The sequence below is a fragment of the Halomonas qinghailakensis genome, assembly GCF_025820815.1.
In the GTDB taxonomy this organism is placed as follows: domain Bacteria; phylum Pseudomonadota; class Gammaproteobacteria; order Pseudomonadales; family Halomonadaceae; genus Vreelandella; species Vreelandella qaidamensis.
This window is the reverse complement of sequence record NZ_CP096973.1, coordinates 2162371-2179160: the sequence shown is the minus strand read 5'-3', so window position 1 is coordinate 2179160 and position 16790 is coordinate 2162371. Positions and strand designations below refer to the sequence as shown.

The following is a 16790-nucleotide window of genomic DNA, read 5'->3' as shown; positions in this document are numbered from 1 at the left end:
TATGCAACGTTCAGGCGTTTCCCAGCAGCGTGGTATGGCGCTTGTGCTAAGCCTTATCTTTCTTGTCATCATCACGGTTCTCAGTCTTTCTTCTATGCAAGGGGCCATTACCCAAGACCGCATGGCAGCTAACCAACGAGATTACACGGTTGCCTTCCAAGCGGCAGAAGCCGCCCTGGGTAGCGCAGAGAGTCAGCTTCAAAACGGCATTGCACTCACTAATGGCTGGCGCACTCATCAACTGGGTATAGACGAACTGTCGCGCAATCCACGCTATCGCGTGCAACTAATGACGCCACTAGGCTCACACACCAACAATGCAGGCGTGGAACTGGTTGAAGTGCTCTACCGTATTGAAGCGCAAGGATTTGGTATTGGAGCAGACACTAATGTTGCCTTAGAGGCACTTTACGTTCGCCAGCAGCAAGTGGAAGCGCCATGAAAACAAGCCCCATAACAGTTAGCTCCATAACAGCTCGGCCTATCAAAATTGCGCTCTACCGCTTGTCGACCGCTGCGTTGGCGCTCGTGTTAACGCTTGGCTATACCACACCAGCTTCATTAGGTGCTGGCATTTTTCCACCTGAACCGCCGCCTGAAGAACCACCTCCAACCCCTGGAGAGCCTGACCCAGACCCAGATCCAGATCCAGAGCCACCTACGGAACCAGAGCCTGAACCTCCCATTGGCGGAGGCGATGACGGCCCCATTGATGAAGACTATGAAATCCCCGAAGAGCAAACAGGGATCTCACCAGCGCCGTTAAACGTGGTTAGCCGTGTGCCACCTAACGTACTGCTGATCTTGGATAACTCAGAAAGCGGCCAGGAAGGCTTAGATGGCCGGGTGGCAATTGGCACAAACGCTGGCGATCGAGCAAACCTTGCAGCATGCCAGACCAATACATTCAATGCGGTTCTTTGCCCTGCGGGAGCTCGCTCGCCACTTAGCAAATCCAGCATTATGAAGCGCGTAGGTCGCGACTTAGTCGAGCGCTACCGGAACGATATTAACCTCGGTCTAATGGCATATCAGCAAAACTCAGCCTCTCGCAATCGCAATGACGCTTTTAACAATCGCTCAGTAGTATGGCGTCTCACAGAGCGTGCCCTGGATGTTCGCTACTCTACAAACGCCACGCCAAACTGGTACGACCCTAGCTTCGACGGAGAGTGGGATGCATCAACCAAACGCTATCGAACTCGCCTACCGAATTCCGACATCTATGCATTTTTTAATGTAGGTATTCCCGGTTATTACATTATCAACCGCTCCAGCCTCCAGCTTCCAGACAGCTCCGATGACCGCACCGAGTATTGGCGAAACTCAGGCACCAACTCTGCAGGCGAGCAGTTCGTAGACCGCTATTTACGTATTATTTCAAGATCTGGTGGTCTGCAATACGCTGATTACGACGGCAATGCCAGAATCCCCTTGGTTGATAGTTTGCGCCAACGCGGCATTCCCAATTGGGGACAAAATATTCTTTCTCTGCAGCTGAACCAGCTTGAGTGGCGAACCACTTCTTCACCAGGCTTAGGCTATTTACACGTACCGATTGGTGGTTTAAATGAGGATGGCACCATCAATACAGATCATTGGAATGCGATCACAACTAAACTTACACCACAAAGGCACGATTGGATTGGCAACAGCGATAATCCGATGACTGATCCCAGCTGGCCACTACTCGCGACAGGCCTAACGCCTATTGAAGGCACCATGTATACCGTGCGGGATTACTTTTTGAACAACGCTAGCTGGGGCGGCGATTTTAAGAATAACCAAGGCTACCAAGCCGGCATTACCATTCCCAATATCAATAACCCCGATGCCCAACAGTGCTTGGTTAACGCTAATATTTGGCTGACCGACGGTTTACCTTCAGTAGACCGCTTTGGCAACTCGCTGGGCAACAACGTTAGCAGGGCACTCAGCAGCGCCGAGGCCGCCATTAAGCGCCTTTACGATGATACTAATAGAGAGCTCTCCAGCCCCGTTAAAACCTACGTGGTTGGCTTTAACCTACCGCCCGATATTGCCAATCTGCCCAACGTTTCTGACGACCCGCTTGGCGATTTAGCCCGCGCAGGCGGCACCGAACGCGCCTATTTTGCTAACGACGAAGCGTCGCTTAACCAAGTAATGCAGCAGGTACTAGGTAATATTATTGCCGCTTCTCAGTCCAACACCTCTGCGGCGGTTAACAGCGATGAGTTTGGGCTTGAAGGCGGTAATTTACTGTTTACCGCTGGGTTTCGAAGCGACGACTGGTCTGGCCGCCTAGCGGCATCAGTGATTCAGCCAGACGGTAGCCGTAGCGAACGCTGGAATGCACAAACCACACTTGCTCAGCAGGTAGGTAACCGTCGCCTATTAACGTCTAAACGCTTAGACGAAGGAGAGCGCATTGGCGCTCTGTTAATTCCTGAAAATAGTGGTCTCACCAGTGCCGAAATCAGCTGGTTACAGGGGCTGAATGTTCAGGGCCTTCGTCCTCGTGCTAATTCACTCTTGGGCGATGTTATCAACGCCAATCCAGTCGTGTTGCAGGGTAATGAAACACGCCCGTCGCTACTGCTAGTGGCTGCCAACGACGGTATGTTGCATGGTTTTAACGCCTCTAACGGCAGTGAGCTGTTTGCTTACCTACCCGCTGAACTTACCCAGGGCGATTCGCCCGTTCTGCGCGCGCTAACCCGTGAAGACTATAACCACCGTTACTTTATGGATGGCACGCCTGCAGTACGAGAGGTGAATATTCAGAGCGGCCCTGAGGCCGTCGCCGTAGGTACTATGGGGGCAGGCGGCCGCACAGTGTTTGCACTGGATGTTAGCGACCCCGGCAATATGGGCGCATCCGACGTGCTGTGGGAATTTCGCCACCCAGAACTAGGCACCGGGGTTAGCGAACCCACTATTACGCAGCTTACTGATGGCACCTGGGTCGCCATTTTTGGTAATGGCTACAACAGTACCGGTTATCAGGCGTCGCTATTTGTAGTGCGCCTTACTGACGGTAAGCTTATCGCTCATTTAAAAACAAATTCGGGCACTCAACAGGCACCGAATGGCTTAGCAACCCCAACGGTCACCGCCTGGCCACGCTTTTCAGGTGCACAGTTCGCTTACGCGGGTGATTTAGCAGGTAATATGTGGCGCTTTCCGCTCACCAACACGGGCAGCGTCAACCGGCTATATGCTGGCCAAGCCGACCAGCCAATTACCTCAGCGCCTGCCGTGACGCTAAGCAGCGACTCGCCGGATACGCTGATGGTGCTATTCGGCACCGGCAGCTACTTCCGCAGTAGCGATATTGGCGACAGTTCAAAGCAGCAGCTCATTGGTTTAGAGGACCGCGTTGACCGTAGCCTTCCCTTTACGTCGTCCAACTTAGCCTTACAGCGCATTACCGGAAACGCTACACGGGATGGTTTTAACTTACGCGCCAGTTCTAACGAGGCCCCCACCAGTAGCCAGCGTGGCTGGCGTTTGGAACTTCCTCCCGGCGAACGTGTTATTGCTAGGCCTTCTATTTCAAGCAGTTTGCCCCGGCGGGTGCGATTTTCGACGCTACTGCCCGACGAGTCTGACCCTTGTGGCGGCGGGCGCAGTGGTTTCTTTATGTCGCTTCTAGCGGACACAGGAGGTAGCGGTGGCACAACTACCTTTGATTTCAACGGGGATGGCAAAGAAGACAGCGATGCCAATATTAACGGCGAGGCTATTACCGGTTTACAAGCAGGGACTGGCGAGCGCTTAGTTAGCGTGAACGACGGCAATATCGAGCGGCTATTTGTGGGCAATCCCGATGATCCAGACGCCTCGCCCAACGGCGATGGTTCCATCGCCATTGGCTTTAGCAATGATCATCTAGGCCGCCGCTCTTGGCGGCAACTGAGTGGCGAAGAAAACATCAATTAAGCTAGTTAATAAAAAGGGGCAGAGCGCTTTGCGCTCTGCCCCTTATGACAACAAGACTATCGCTGTCTAAAGTTAATCGATTAACGGCAGCAACGTGTTCAAGCTATCTCTTGCATCGCCGTAGAACATACGCGTGTTCTCTTTGAAGAACAGCGGGTTCTCAATGCCAGAATAGCCCGTGCCCTGGCCGCGTTTGCTAACAAACACCTGCTTGGCTTCCCACACCTTCAACACCGGCATACCGGCGATAGGGCTATTGGGGTCTTCCTCGGCCGCTGGGTTGACGATGTCGTTGGAGCCGATCACGATCACCACATCAGTGCTTGGGAAGTCGTCGTTGATCTCATCCATTTCCAGCACGATATCGTAGGGCACTTTAGCTTCAGCAAGCAGCACGTTCATGTGCCCAGGCAGACGCCCTGCTACCGGGTGAATACCAAAGCGTACGGTTTTACCGGCTGCGCGCAGCTTACGCACTAAGTCACTGACGGCACTCTGTGCTTGCGCTACCGCCATGCCGTAACCCGGCACGATAATCACGCTATCCGCATCGTTTAAGGCGCTCGCGACACCGCCTGCATCAATCGCGACCTGTTCGCCTTCAATTTCAGCGGCTGGCCCTTGAGCACCACCAAAACCACCCAGGATGACATTGATAAAGTTGCGGTTCATCGCCTTACACATAATGTAAGACAGGATCGCCCCTGAAGACCCCACCAGGGCGCCGGTGACAATCAACAAGTCGTTGGAAAGCGTGAAACCAATCGCCGCTGCGGCCCATCCGGAATAGCTGTTCAGCATCGACACCACCACCGGCATATCGGCACCGCCAATGCCCATAATCAGGTGATAGCCAATAAAGAACGACAACGCGGCCAACACGATCAGTGTCCAGAAACCTGCGCCGTTGAGGTAAAGAATCGCGAGTAGCAATGAAAGCGCCGCCGCACCGGCGTTGAGCATATGCCCACCCGGCAGTTGGCGTGGTTTGCCATCGACTTTACCTGCCAGCTTACCAAACGCAATTACCGAGCCGGTAAAGGTCACCGCACCGATGAAAATCGCAAACACCACCTCAATTTGCAAAAAGGTCAGCTCGTCAGGGGCTTTTGTAGCCACCAAGGCAGCAAACGCAGAAAACTCTTGCATCACGCCATCGGCTGCTTGTGCTGCCAGCACTCGGCGACGCTCTAAGTCTGCACTCCAGGCAACAAAAACCGCGGCCAAGCCCACAAAGCTATGTAGTGCCGCTACCAACTGAGGCATTTCGGTCATTTCGACCTTGCCTGCCACATAGACACCAATCCCAGCCCCGATCAGCATGGCCGGAATCAGCCACCAGTAGCCACCAATACCAGGCCCGAAGGAGGTAAAGAACACGGCTACGGCCATGCCCACGATGCCGTACCATACGGCGCGCTTGGCTTTTTCCTGATTGCTCAGGCCACCTAGCGATAAAATAAATAGCACACTTGCCGCAATTGCCGCGGCAGATACGAACCCTTGTCCTAACATATCGTTTCTCCGCCGCTTAGGATTTTTGGAACATGGCAAGCATCCGGCGTGTCACCAGGAAGCCACCCACGATATTAATCGATGCAATCAGTACCGAAATGGCCGCCAGCACGATAACGACGCCACTGCCTGAGCCGATTTGCAAAATTGCCCCTAAGATAATGATGCCTGAGATGGCATTGGTCACCGCCATGAGCGGCGTATGCAGCGAGTGACTGACCTTCCAAATTACCTGGAAGCCAATAAAGCACGCCAATACAAACACAATGAAGTGCTGCATAAAGGAGGCGGGGGCTATTTGTCCCAACAGCAGCATGAGCGCTCCCCCCACGGCAAGCAAACCAACTTGACGCTTGGTTTGTGCTTTAAAGGCCAGCTCAGCGGCTTTCTTCTCTTCAGGCGTTGGTTCTTTCTCTTTTTTCTTCGGCTTCGCCGCAGCAATCGCTTTTACTTTAGGCGGCGGTGGCGGGAAGGTGATGTCGCCCTGGTGGGTGACCGTCGCGCCGCGAATGACATCGTCTTCCATGTTGTGATGGATGACGCCGTCTTTCTCCGGCGTAAGGTCGGTCAGCATATGGCGGATGTTGGTGGCGTAAAGTAGCGACGCCTGGGTAGCCATGCGTGAGGGGAAGTCGGTGTAGCCCACTACCACAACGCCGTTATCAGAGACTACACGCTCGTCTGGCTTAGTTAAGTCGCAGTTACCGCCTTTTTCAGCGGCTAGATCAATGATCACTGAGCCAGGCTTCATGGCGGCGACCATATCTTCCAGCCACAGCTTTGGCGCGGGTCGACCAGGAATCAGCGCGGTGGTGATCACAATGTCGACGTCCGGCGCTTGTTCGCGGAAACATTCGAGCTGCTTTTCACGAAACTCGGGGCTTGAAGGCGAGGCATAGCCACCGCTTTCCGAGCCGTCCTGGCTGTCCTCAAAATCGAGGAATAGGAATTCAGCGCCCATGGATTCAATCTGCTCGGAGACTTCCGGGCGCACATCAAACGCACGCACCACGGCACCCAAACTAGTGGCGGTACCAATCGCCGCCAAGCCCGCGACACCTGCGCCGATCACCAGCACTTTAGCTGGCGGCACTTTACCGGCAGCGGTGACCTGACCCGTAAAGAAGCGACCAAAGTTGTTACCCGCCTCAATGACCGCCCGGTAGCCCGCGATATTGGCCATGGAGGAGAGCGCGTCCATCTTCTGCGCCCGTGAAATACGCGGCACCATGTCCATCGCGATGACCGTTGCGCCCTGCGCTTTACAGGTTTCCAGCAGCGCTTCGTTCTGTGCTGGCCAGAAAAACGCAATCAGCGTTTGGCCTTCGCGTAAGTAGTGAGCCTCTTTTTCCGAAGGTTCACGGACTTTAATCACCACGTCCGCATCACGCCACAGTGCTTCCGCACTTTCCACAACGCTGACGCCTGCGTCGCGATACGTGTCGTCATTAAAGCCCGCAGCAGCCCCCGCGCCGGCTTCTACTAGGCACTCATGGCCTAGCTTTTGAAGCTGTTTTGCGCTCTCAGGAGTCAACGCTACACGCGCTTCTCCCTGAGCTGTCTCTTTCGGTGCGCCTATTTTCACACGCTTTCTCCCTTAATTAGCCCATTTCCAGCGCCAGTACCAAAACGCTTATGTTTTCACCCCTGGCCATTGAGCGCTGAACCTTACTGCTAGCGCAAGTGATTACGCCAGATAGCAGTCTAGGATCTAACGCAGCGACCGCCAGTTACTATTCAACCTTGGATTCAACTGCGTTGTTTAACTACAACATGCACTTGAATTAGCAGCAATCCCCACCAAAAGGGCGAGAAAACTACTCCCAAAGTACCGCAGGCAGTTTGCCCTACCAGTGATTAACTGAAGAAGTGGGTAGGGCAAACACGATGAACTGCCACCAACTCCCATATCAACACTCACAACAACATGCTTAACAACGCAGGAGAGTCTCTTATGTGGACCAAACCGACCTATCAAGATATGCGCCTTGGCTTTGAAGTAACGCTGTATATCTCTACCCGCTAATCTCTAGCGACTGAGCCGCGGCCCCTGTCTTCATCATGTTTTCACTAGGCAGGGGCTTTCACCGCAGCACCAACGTAGGAGGCCAGCCTATGCAGGTTTTAGTTCTTGGGGCTGCCGCAGGCGGCGGCTTTCCCCAGTGGAATTGCAACTGCCCCAACTGTTATCACGTACGCCAGGGTAGTACTGACCATCAACCGCGCACCCAATCATCGATTGCGTTAAGCGTGGATGGCAAGCAGTGGTTGCTGTGCAATGCGTCCCCTGACATTCGTGCCCAGCTCAATGCCAACCCAGAACTATGGCCAAGCGAGCTGCGTGGCAGCGGTGTTCGCGGCGTGCTGCTGGTGGATGCCCAGATCGACCACGTCACCGGGCTACTTTCCCTAAGAGAGGGCTGCCCTCTGGAGGTATGGTGCACGCCCAATGTGCATCGCGATTTATCTACCGGCTTTCCGCTCTTCCCGATGCTGGAGCACTGGGGCGGACTTCATTGGCAGCCGATTGGTTTGGAAAATCAGCAGGAAGTTACCGAATTTTCGATTCCCTTTCTGCCCGATATCGCACTCACCGCCTTTGCACTACACAGCAATGCCCCGCCCTACTCACCACGGCGCGGCGCACCCTCCTGTGGCGATAATTTAGGGCTGTATATAGTCGACCGCCGCAGCGGCAAGTCGCTTTGCTATGCCCCTGGGCTTGGCAACCCAACACCGCTGGCGATGCGCTTCTTAAACGCCGCTGATGTGGTGATGGTCGATGGCACCCTGTGGGAAGACAATGAAATGCAGACACTCGGCGTTGGCACCTCTACAGGCCAACAAATGGGTCATCTCGCGCTCAATGGCAACGGCGGCATGTGTGAACTGTTGAGCGAACTACCCAGCAGCACGCGGCGCATTTTGATTCATATCAACAACACTAATCCGATATTGGACAGCGCAAGCGATGCAGCGAAAACGGTGCAGGCCGCAGGCATCGAAACCGCTTACGACGGTATGAAACTTACCCTGTAGCCGACCTTTTTCTTTATAGAGCACTGACATCTGTAGCACTAACAATAACAATCAGGAGATCAATCATGGCGCTGACAGCGATAACGCCCTGCGCTTCTACCACCCCGCTCAGCCGGGAGGCGTTCCGTGAAGCGCTAATGAGTAAAGGGCAGTACTACCACCTTAACCACCCCTTTCAGCAGGCGATGGCCAATGGCGAACTTACCCGAGAGCAGCTGCAGGGCTGGGTGGCTAACCGCTTTTACTACCAGCTGATGATTCCCCAAAAAGATGCCGCGCTGCTGGCCAACTGCCCCGATGCCGCTACCCGCAGGCGATGGGTACAACGCCTGCTTGACCACGACGGCCACGCTGAAGATGAAGGCGGAATTGAAGCCTGGTTGGCGCTCGGTGAAGCCGTAGGGTTACCGCGTCATACGCTGCTTTCCCAGGAGCGTGTGTTACCCGGCGTGCGCTTTGCAGTTGATGCCTACCGCCACTTTGTCGCCCGCGCGCCCTGGCAGGAGGCAGCGATCTCATCGCTGACTGAACTGTTTGCGCCACTTGCCCACCAAAACCGCTTGGATACCTGGCCCCAGCACTACCCATGGATAAACGAGCAGGGCTATCGCTATTTCCGCAAGCGGCTCAGCGAGGCCCGCCGAGACGTTGAGCATGGCCTGGAAATCGCCTTAGGCGTATGTACGACCGTGGCGCTGCAGCAGCGCGCGCTGGACATTCTGCAATTTAAGCTCGATGTACTGTGGAGCATGCTGGATGCCATGACTATGGCCTATCAGTTAGACCGCCCGCCTTATCACACCGTCACCCGCGAAGCGGTATATCACCGTGGGCTTGAGCACTCACATTACTAGGCCATGATCGACCAGCGTTGGGGAATTCACCATGTCACAACAACTCGCCATGTCACATCACGATATTTACCAGCTGCGACGCGGCTGGCGCTTACAGTGGGAAGCCATTCAGGGCTGCCACGTTATTCTCTACCCCGAGGGCATGGTCAAGCTCAGCGCGACTGCCGGCGCGATTCTTGAACAGGTCGACGGCCAGCAAACTATCGGCGACATTATCGCCACCCTACAGCAACGCTACCCAGGCGCAGAGACCTTAGCAGACGACGTCGTGCAGTTTATCGATGAAGCCCGCAGCAACGGCTGGCTAGCCATGAAGGAGGTGCATTGTGGCTAATAAAAACTTGCTCAATCAACATTCAGCCAACCCGGCCGCTGAAGCGACCTCACCGCCTTTATGGCTGCTGGCGGAACTCACCTACCGCTGCCCGCTGCAGTGCGCTTACTGCTCTAACCCGCTGGCCTTTACCCGCTACCAAAACGAGTTGGATACCGACGCGTGGTTTAGCGTACTGCGCCAAGCCAGGGCCATGGGCGCGGCTCAGCTGGGGTTTTCCGGCGGCGAGCCGCTGATTCGCCAAGACCTGGAAGCGCTAGTAAGCGAAGCACGCACGCTTGGCTTTTATACCAACCTGCTGACCTCCGGCGTGGGGCTGACTGCCCAGCGGGTAGACGCCCTGGCAGAAGCAGGTCTGGATCATATCCAGATTAGCCTGCAAGCCGCCGACCCCGAACTGGCCCAGGCACTGGCAGGCTCTGCCAAGGCTCACGCCAACAAGCTGGCGATGGCCAAAGCCGTCAAATCGGCAGGCTACCCCATGGTGTTGAACGTGGTGCTGCATCGGCACAATATCGATCAAATTGGCGACCTGATTGCGCTTTGCGATGAGCTAGGCGCAGATGCGGTTGAACTGGCCAACTGCCAATATTACGGCTGGGCGTTTTTGAACCGCCAAGCGCTGATGCCCACCCGTGAACAGCTGATACGTGCCGAAGCGGAAACCAACCGCTGGCGTGAAACACTCGCGGCACGTGGCCGCGATATGTCATTGCTGTTTGTGGTGCCGGACTACTTTGAGCAAGCGCCTAAAGCGTGCATGGGTGGTTGGGGCAGTATTTTTATGACCGTTGCTCCAGATGGCGCCGTATTGCCCTGCCATAGCGCCAGGGAGCTGCCGATGGCGTTTCCCAACGTCAAAGAGACATCACTGCAGGACATTTGGTACCAAAGCGATGCCTTCAACCGTTTTCGCGGCACCCAGTGGATGCCGACGCTTTGCCAACAGTGCGACGATCGCGACAAAGACCATGGCGGCTGCCGCTGCCAAGCTTATTTGTTAACCGGCGATATGAACGCCACTGACCCCGTGTGCCAACACTCTCCTCAGCATGGGTTGTTAGAGAGCCTGATCACAGAAAATGCCACAATCACTTCTGATCAGGCGACCCTGATTCCCCGCAATGCTCGCCAGTCAAAGCAGTTGCAAACAAAGCAGTTGCAAACAAAGCAGTTGCAGGGTCAGGCTGAAAGTCAGAGTGGCTTGGCAGCGCCTTCGCCCCGCCAACCACTCGAGCTGATTTATCGGCAGTAAATCTATTTATCCGTAACTATCCGTAACAAACCTGGTTAATAGTTACAAACCTATTAAGGCTCGCAGGTGGCTCGCTCAGCATGAGCGGGCAGCTGCGGGCAAACGGCTGCTAACGAATGTCCGCTCGCTTGCCAGCCATCCACCCCCTTTGGGTACCAATAGAGCTCTTCATAGCCCATTGCCTCGGCGCGCCGTGCAGCGTTCCAGGAAAGCCAGCAGTCAGCACGGCAGAAAAACACCAGCGGCGCGGCTTCAGCGCGCTCACGCTGTGCATCTAGCGTTGTCTTAAAATAATCATGCCACTCCTCTTCCAAACTAGCCGCGCCCACATTAGGCAGCCAAATACTCCCTGGGATCGTTAAATGCGCACTATCCTGCAGAAAAAGGCCGTTATGCCAAGGCAGCGCATAGACATCCACCAGAATCACTGGCGGCGATTCCAGCAGCGCTTGAAAAGCATGGTCATCTAACGTGGTCACCCCTGGAAGCGGTGCGGTTACGGGCGCTTTGAAAGGCGGCAAGCGGTAGCCTTCTTGGTTAAATGCCGCTGAGGGCGCTTCAGCGTGTGCCGCTCCACTGAATACACCCGCTGCCCACGCCACACAGAGCATATAGCGGCGCACAGAGTGCGCCGGAGATTGCGTCAACATGGTGACCTTACTCCCAATCAAACGGGCAGGCGGTACAGCCCTCCATTTGGGCCATTTGGAAGTTTCCGTAGTGGATGCGTGCACCGGTCATATCCGCATCATTGAGGCGCGCGATGTTCATTTTGGCTTCTTGCAGATTAGCATCCCGCAAATCCGCTCCGATCAGGTTGACCTTATTCATCCAGGCCATTTCCAGGTTGCTGCCCATCAGCGTCGCTCCCTGCATGCTAGCTCCAGAAAGCCGGGCAAACTCCAGGTTAGCGCCAGTCAAATCAGCATGGTCAAACGTTGCGCCCTGGGCATAGATACTCCAGCTATCCAACCCGACCAAACTGGCATGGGAAAGATCAGCACCGCGTAAATGAGTGCTAGGCATACGCGCGCGATTGAGGTTGGCATAGCGCAACGATGCGCCTTCAAAATCAACGCTGCGTAGGTTGCTGTGGCGGAAATCAGCGCCTTCTAGGTTACTGCCCGCAAAGTTAGCGCCCTGTAGGTCAAGGTTAGAAAAGTCGCCGCCCGATAAATCCATATTGGCGCACTGAGCACCTGGGACCAGCTCACAGCCGTTATGTACTGGCGGTTGATACTCTTCAACATAATCGTCGGCAACAACACTGCCTATCGCGCTCAGACAGAGAAAAATCGCCGTTGCTTGACGGCTTAATATAGGTAGAGCATTACGCGTTATCATTATTGTTCTCTCCATTACCGTTAATGTTATTCAAAAAAGGGCGGCAAAGGCCGCCCAAGAGGTGTCAATAACTTAACGATTAGCCAGATCTTGAACGAAAGATGGCAGCTTGAAGACCCAGAACGAACCACCCTGAGCAATCGGCCGCGTCAGTTCAGCCATATCACCGCCCCAGAGAGGAACCGCGCCGCCATAACCGGCGGTAACACCAATGTACTGTTCACCATCCATTTCCCAAGTTACCGGTGGTGAAATGATGCCGGTGCCTACCTGGAACTTCCAAAGCTCTTCACCGGTTTCAGCGTGGAAGGCTTTGAAGTAGCCATCACCTGTGCCGGTAAACACCAAATCACCGTGGGTCGCTAGCACGCCTGCCCATAGCGGCATGGGTTCTTTATGCTCCCAAGCGTACTCGCCAGTCACCGGATCAACAGCGCGCAGAATACCGACGTGGTCGTCGTACATACGCTTAATGCGGAAGCCCATACCTAAGTAGGCCGCACCTTCCACGTACTCAACTTCCTCAGTCCAGTAATCTTCTTTCCAGTGGTTACCCGGCACATAGAACAGCCCTGTATCTTCGCTATAAGCCATCGGGTTCCAGTTTTTACCACCCAAGAATGGCGGTGAAACTTCGACTGGTTCGGAGCGTGTTTGTCCCTCTTCCAAACGCGGTGGTCGCTGGCCTTCAGCCTCAACGGGACGGCCGGTTTCCAGGTCAATGTGGGTGGCCCAGGTAATGTTATCGACAAACGGGAAGGCGTTGATAAGCTCGCCGTTGGTCCGATCAGTGACATAGAAGAAGCCATTACGGTCAGCGTGAGCACCTGCATTCACCGTTTGGCCATTCTCATCTTCGTACTCGAACAAGACGATTTCGTTATTACCCGAGAAGTCCCAGGTGTCGTTGGGCGTGTGCTGATAGAACCACTTCACTTCGCCGGTCGAAGGGTCAATACCCAGCTGACCCGAAGTATAGAGGCTGTCGTAGTCAGACGGGTCACCATCTTCTGAAGTACGTGCCCAACCGTTCCAGGGAGCGGGATTACCGGCGCCAATGATGATGGTATTAGTGTCAGGGTCGAAGCTGGCGCTCTGCCATGGTGCGCCACCACCTTGGCTCCAGGCTTGTACTTTGCCGGTTTCGCTATCGGGGTCATCGGGCCAGGAAGGCGCGTTGGCATCACCTGTCGGAGTGCTCTCTTCACCGTTCAAACGTCCCATGTGGCCTTCAACAAAGGGCCGCATCCAAATCTCTTCGCCGGTTTCCGGATCGCGGGCATACAGCTTACCCACAATGCCGAACTCATCACCCGAAGAGCCATGAATCAGCAACACGCGACCTGTTTCGCTATCTTCTACAATCGTTGGCGCACCGGTCATGGTGTAGCCCGCACGGTGGTCACCAAAGCGTTCGCGCCACACCACGTCACCGGTATCTTTATTCAGCGCCACGATGCCAGCATCCAACGTACCGAAGAATACTTTATCACCATAGATGGCCGCACCGCGGTTCACCACGTCACAGCAGGGGCGGATATCGCTGGGCAGGCGATGATTGTAAGACCACAGCCGCTGGCCGGTACGCGCATCTATGGCAAAAATACGTGAGTAGGAGCCGGTGACATAAATAACGCCTTCATGGATCAGGGCCTGAGACTCTTGGCCACGCTGCATTTCATCGCCAAACGAGTGGGACCACGCAGGGGTCAGCATCTCGACGTTATCTGCGTTAATTTGATTAAGCGGGCTATAGCGCTGTGCTTTCACGCCCATGCCATACATCAACACCGTTTCAGTGTTGTTATGGTCGTTGAGAATATCGTCCCAGGTCACCTCACTGGCGTGGGCTGTCATCGCAACACCCCCAACGCCTAAGGCAGAGGCGTAAGCAACGGCGGCGGTGAGTGTACGCAGGCGAAAGGGCCACGAAATTTTGCGGACTGACGTGTTGTTATTGATAGCGTATGTCATGGGTTTTCCATCCGAGTAATGATCACAATGCAATGGCTGCAAAGCGGCCAAGCTGCTGCTTGCGTGGTGCCAGCAAGACTAAGCTCAGCTTAGAAGCTCGGATAACAAACCAACCTACCCCTCCAGTCGCGTTCTCATCCTGATTTAGCACTACTTCCAAAGGAGGAGCCCAGCGATGCCTAAGGTGCTATAGGTTCGGAAAGCCTGCCTGCCTATGCTCACTCCAGTGACGATAATTTGATCCCCTGAGGAGCATTTCCCATGACCATTACAAAAACCATTACAAAAACCGCCCTTAAAAAAACCGTCTTAGCAAAAACGCACTTACGCCTCAGCAGTCAAGTGGGCGCTATCGCCCTTGCGGCGCTACTGGCGTCACCACTGGCTTGGTCTCACGGCAGCGTGACTCCTCAAGCCGTTGACATTAAAGACCTCGAACGCTTGGGCGACGATTGGCGGGAAGAGAACCCCTACCGTGACCACCCCCAGCAAGAGCTAGCCATCGATATTGGTGCCCGCGCTTACAACAGCAACTGCGCCGCTTGCCATGGGCTAGAGGCAAAATCCGGCGGCATCGCCCCGGACCTGCGCGAGTTGGAGAACGGCGCATGGGGCGATGAGTGGTTCAAAGAGCTGGTCACCAATGGTGCCGAGCGCAACGGCCGTGTGCTAATGCCGCGTATGTCTGACTACGTTAGCCAAGAAGGATTGTGGGCCATTCGTACGTGGCTGGAGACGGTCAGTATGGAAACTACCGGACAATAACCCTCACGCTGGGAGGCACCATGGCAACCCTATCCCCCCTAATCACGTTACAACGGTTTGCCGCGTTTCTTGCTGCGCTTAGTTGGTTAGTCGTTATGTTGCCGCCCAGCGCGCTGGCTACCGAGAATACGGCTGAAAAGGACCCGCTGAACTCCTTTATGTGGCCTGTCTACCGCGAGCGCTTTCTAGGCGACGCCCCCGTGGTGTTTGACGAGCGAGTCATCGTGAACGCACCAGGGTTCGCTGAAGACTCAGGACAAGTGCCCATTGAGCTAGACGCCAGCGCCTTAGAAGCCAGCGGCGAGCCAATCACTGACATTATTGCCTGGGTGGATCTCAACCCGATTCCCCGCCTGTTCCGCTACTCCCCGATGAGCCACGGCTTAGCCAAGCTATCGTTAAATATCCGCTTGGAACAAGCCTCCGCGGTGCGCGTCGCGGTGAAGCAGGGAGACACTTGGCATGTGGGCGGCACCTATATTGAAGCGGAAGGCGGCGGCTGCACCACCCCCGGCATTGCCAGCGCAGACACCGACTGGGAAAACACCTTCGGCGAGCTGCAGGGGCGGTTGTTTGCTAATGAGGGAGAACAGCGACTGCGGGTGCGTCTTTCCCATCCTATGGACAGCGGCTTGATTCCCAGCCAACCGGCCTTTTATGTGCAGTCGTTTGAACTGTTGGATCAGCAGGGCGAGCAAGTGGCCGCCCTGGATATCGACGCCTCGGTAAGCGCTAACCCCACCTTAGGGCTGCATATGCGCCCCTCGCCGGGCGGCTATGTGATTGGTGCGCGGGATAACAACGGCAATCGTTTTTCCATTGGCCTGCAGCCATGAAAGCGCCCTTCTTAATTAGCCTAGCGGCACTGCTAGCCCCACCGCTGTTGGCTAGCGAACCGGTAATGTTCTGCGAACGTCCGCTAGTGGCGCAGCTGGTCGCGGAAAACACCTGGATAGTGGAAGGCGTAAAAGAAGAGCTCTCTACCAGCAACTGTGGCCATATTGGCAACCAGGCATTTATTGCCACGTCCAACGGCGTCATCCTTATCGACAGCGGCAGTAGCCCACACTTTGGCGAGGCGCTAAAAACGCTGATTGCTCAGCACACCTCCCACCCCGTCCGCTGGGTGTTGAATACCCACCACCACCCCGACCACTTTTTTGGCAATACCGCCTTTGACAAGGCGCAGCACCTCACTCTGGCCACGACCCGCGACCTGATGACTCGCGACACAGACGCGCTGATCGACAACGTCGAGCGGCTGACCGGGCGCAGCTTGGAACGCTCGTCTGTTGCCCTACCCGAGGTGATTGAGGCCGGTGACATAACGCTGGGCAGCTATCCACTCACCCTATATGCCATGAGCGGCCATAGCGGTGGAGACTTGGTGATTATGGATCACACCACCGGCGTGCTGTTTATGGGCGACATGGGCTTCTACCAACGCGCTGCCGCTACCGCTCACACCCCAGGCCTTCAACAGTGGCAAGAAGAACTACACGACCTGCGCGCGCTCAACGCCACCATTGCCGTGCCCGGCCATGGCCCCAGCGCACCGTCCGCAACGATCATTGACCAAACCATTGATTACCTTGAATGGCTAGACCAGCGCCTCAGTGACGTGGCTAGCGAAGGGTTGGGTGCCAATCACGCCTTGGCTGTTGAACTACCTGACACGTTTAGCACCATCGCACTCGCCGAATACGAGTTTACCCGCAGCGTGATGCAACTTTACCCACGCTATGAAGCACGATTGCTGTGGGGCGCCCCACAATAAGGAGCATGC

15 protein-coding genes are annotated in these 16790 nt (G+C 55.3%); 10 read left to right on the top strand and 5 right to left on the bottom strand.

Annotated elements, in window-relative coordinates:
• Position 1: 1 nt before the first annotated feature.
• Positions 2–442, top strand: a complete 441-nt coding sequence (locus M0220_RS10245; protein ID WP_030070673.1) for a pilus assembly PilX family protein — start codon at positions 2–4, stop codon at positions 440–442.
• Positions 439–3924 (top strand): pilus assembly protein, encoded by a 3486-nt coding sequence (locus M0220_RS10240; RefSeq protein ID WP_264017567.1) that lies wholly within the window; start codon positions 439–441, stop codon positions 3922–3924. The genes M0220_RS10245 and M0220_RS10240 overlap by 4 nt, the downstream gene beginning before the upstream one ends.
• A gap of 72 nt (positions 3925–3996) precedes the next feature.
• Here M0220_RS10240 and M0220_RS10235 read toward each other — a convergent pair whose 3' ends face one another.
• Complete coding sequence (locus tag M0220_RS10235; RefSeq protein WP_030070677.1) at positions 3997–5439, bottom strand: NAD(P)(+) transhydrogenase (Re/Si-specific) subunit beta; 1443 nt, start codon at positions 5437–5439, stop codon at positions 3997–3999.
• A gap of 16 nt (positions 5440–5455) precedes the next feature.
• Positions 5456–7024, bottom strand: coding sequence for a Re/Si-specific NAD(P)(+) transhydrogenase subunit alpha (locus tag M0220_RS10230; protein WP_264017565.1), 1569 nt, complete (start codon positions 7022–7024; stop codon positions 5456–5458).
• A 369-nt stretch (positions 7025–7393) separates the two neighbouring features.
• Here M0220_RS10230 and pqqA point away from each other — a divergent pair, with 369 nt between their 5' ends.
• The 5 genes from pqqA to pqqE all read left to right on the top strand — a co-directional run bounded on the left by pqqA (position 7394) and on the right by pqqE (position 10921).
• Complete coding sequence (pqqA, locus tag M0220_RS10225; RefSeq protein ID WP_009722990.1) at positions 7394–7465, top strand: pyrroloquinoline quinone precursor peptide PqqA; 72 nt, start codon at positions 7394–7396, stop codon at positions 7463–7465.
• 89 nt (positions 7466–7554) lie between these two features.
• On the top strand, positions 7555–8478 hold the full coding sequence (pqqB, locus tag M0220_RS10220; RefSeq protein WP_264017564.1) for a pyrroloquinoline quinone biosynthesis protein PqqB: 924 nt from the start codon (positions 7555–7557) through the stop codon (positions 8476–8478).
• A gap of 65 nt (positions 8479–8543) precedes the next feature.
• Positions 8544–9332, top strand: coding sequence for a pyrroloquinoline-quinone synthase PqqC (gene pqqC, locus M0220_RS10215; RefSeq protein ID WP_264017562.1), 789 nt, complete (start codon positions 8544–8546; stop codon positions 9330–9332).
• A gap of 31 nt (positions 9333–9363) precedes the next feature.
• Positions 9364–9666, top strand: a complete 303-nt coding sequence (gene pqqD, locus M0220_RS10210; protein WP_198023696.1) for a pyrroloquinoline quinone biosynthesis peptide chaperone PqqD — start codon at positions 9364–9366, stop codon at positions 9664–9666.
• Positions 9656–10921 (top strand): pyrroloquinoline quinone biosynthesis protein PqqE, encoded by a 1266-nt coding sequence (gene pqqE / locus M0220_RS10205; RefSeq protein ID WP_404813860.1) that lies wholly within the window; start codon positions 9656–9658, stop codon positions 10919–10921. The genes pqqD and pqqE overlap by 11 nt, the downstream gene beginning before the upstream one ends.
• Before the next feature lie 53 nt (positions 10922–10974).
• On the opposite strand, the gene M0220_RS10200 is transcribed toward pqqE, so the two are convergent.
• The 3 genes from M0220_RS10200 to M0220_RS10190 all read right to left on the bottom strand — a co-directional run bounded on the left by M0220_RS10200 (position 10975) and on the right by M0220_RS10190 (position 14122).
• Positions 10975–11571, bottom strand: coding sequence for a rhodanese-like domain-containing protein (locus M0220_RS10200; protein WP_030070693.1), 597 nt, complete (start codon positions 11569–11571; stop codon positions 10975–10977).
• Between the two features lie 7 nt (positions 11572–11578).
• Positions 11579–12265, bottom strand: a complete 687-nt coding sequence (locus tag M0220_RS10195) for a pentapeptide repeat-containing protein (RefSeq protein WP_030070695.1) — start codon at positions 12263–12265, stop codon at positions 11579–11581.
• Positions 12266–12337: 72 nt separating this feature from the next.
• Positions 12338–14122 (bottom strand): PQQ-dependent methanol/ethanol family dehydrogenase, encoded by a 1785-nt coding sequence (locus M0220_RS10190; protein WP_232222356.1) that lies wholly within the window; start codon positions 14120–14122, stop codon positions 12338–12340.
• Between the two features lie 378 nt (positions 14123–14500).
• Between M0220_RS10190 and pedF the strand changes: the two genes are divergently transcribed.
• Genes pedF through M0220_RS10175 form a run of 3 tightly spaced genes read left to right on the top strand, consistent with a single transcriptional unit; the run spans position 14501 to position 16781 of the window.
• The gene (pedF, locus tag M0220_RS10185; RefSeq protein ID WP_232222343.1) at positions 14501–15004 is read left to right on the top strand and encodes a cytochrome c-550 PedF; all 504 of its coding nucleotides are present in this window, start codon (positions 14501–14503) and stop codon (positions 15002–15004) included.
• 20 nt (positions 15005–15024) lie between these two features.
• On the top strand, positions 15025–15840 hold the full coding sequence (locus M0220_RS10180; RefSeq protein WP_030070700.1) for a quinoprotein dehydrogenase-associated SoxYZ-like carrier: 816 nt from the start codon (positions 15025–15027) through the stop codon (positions 15838–15840).
• A complete protein-coding gene (locus M0220_RS10175) occupies positions 15837–16781 on the top strand; it encodes a quinoprotein relay system zinc metallohydrolase 1 (protein ID WP_264017558.1) in 945 nt (314 codons plus the stop codon). Before M0220_RS10180 ends, M0220_RS10175 begins: the two co-directional genes overlap by 4 nt.
• Positions 16782–16790 lie beyond the last annotated feature (9 nt).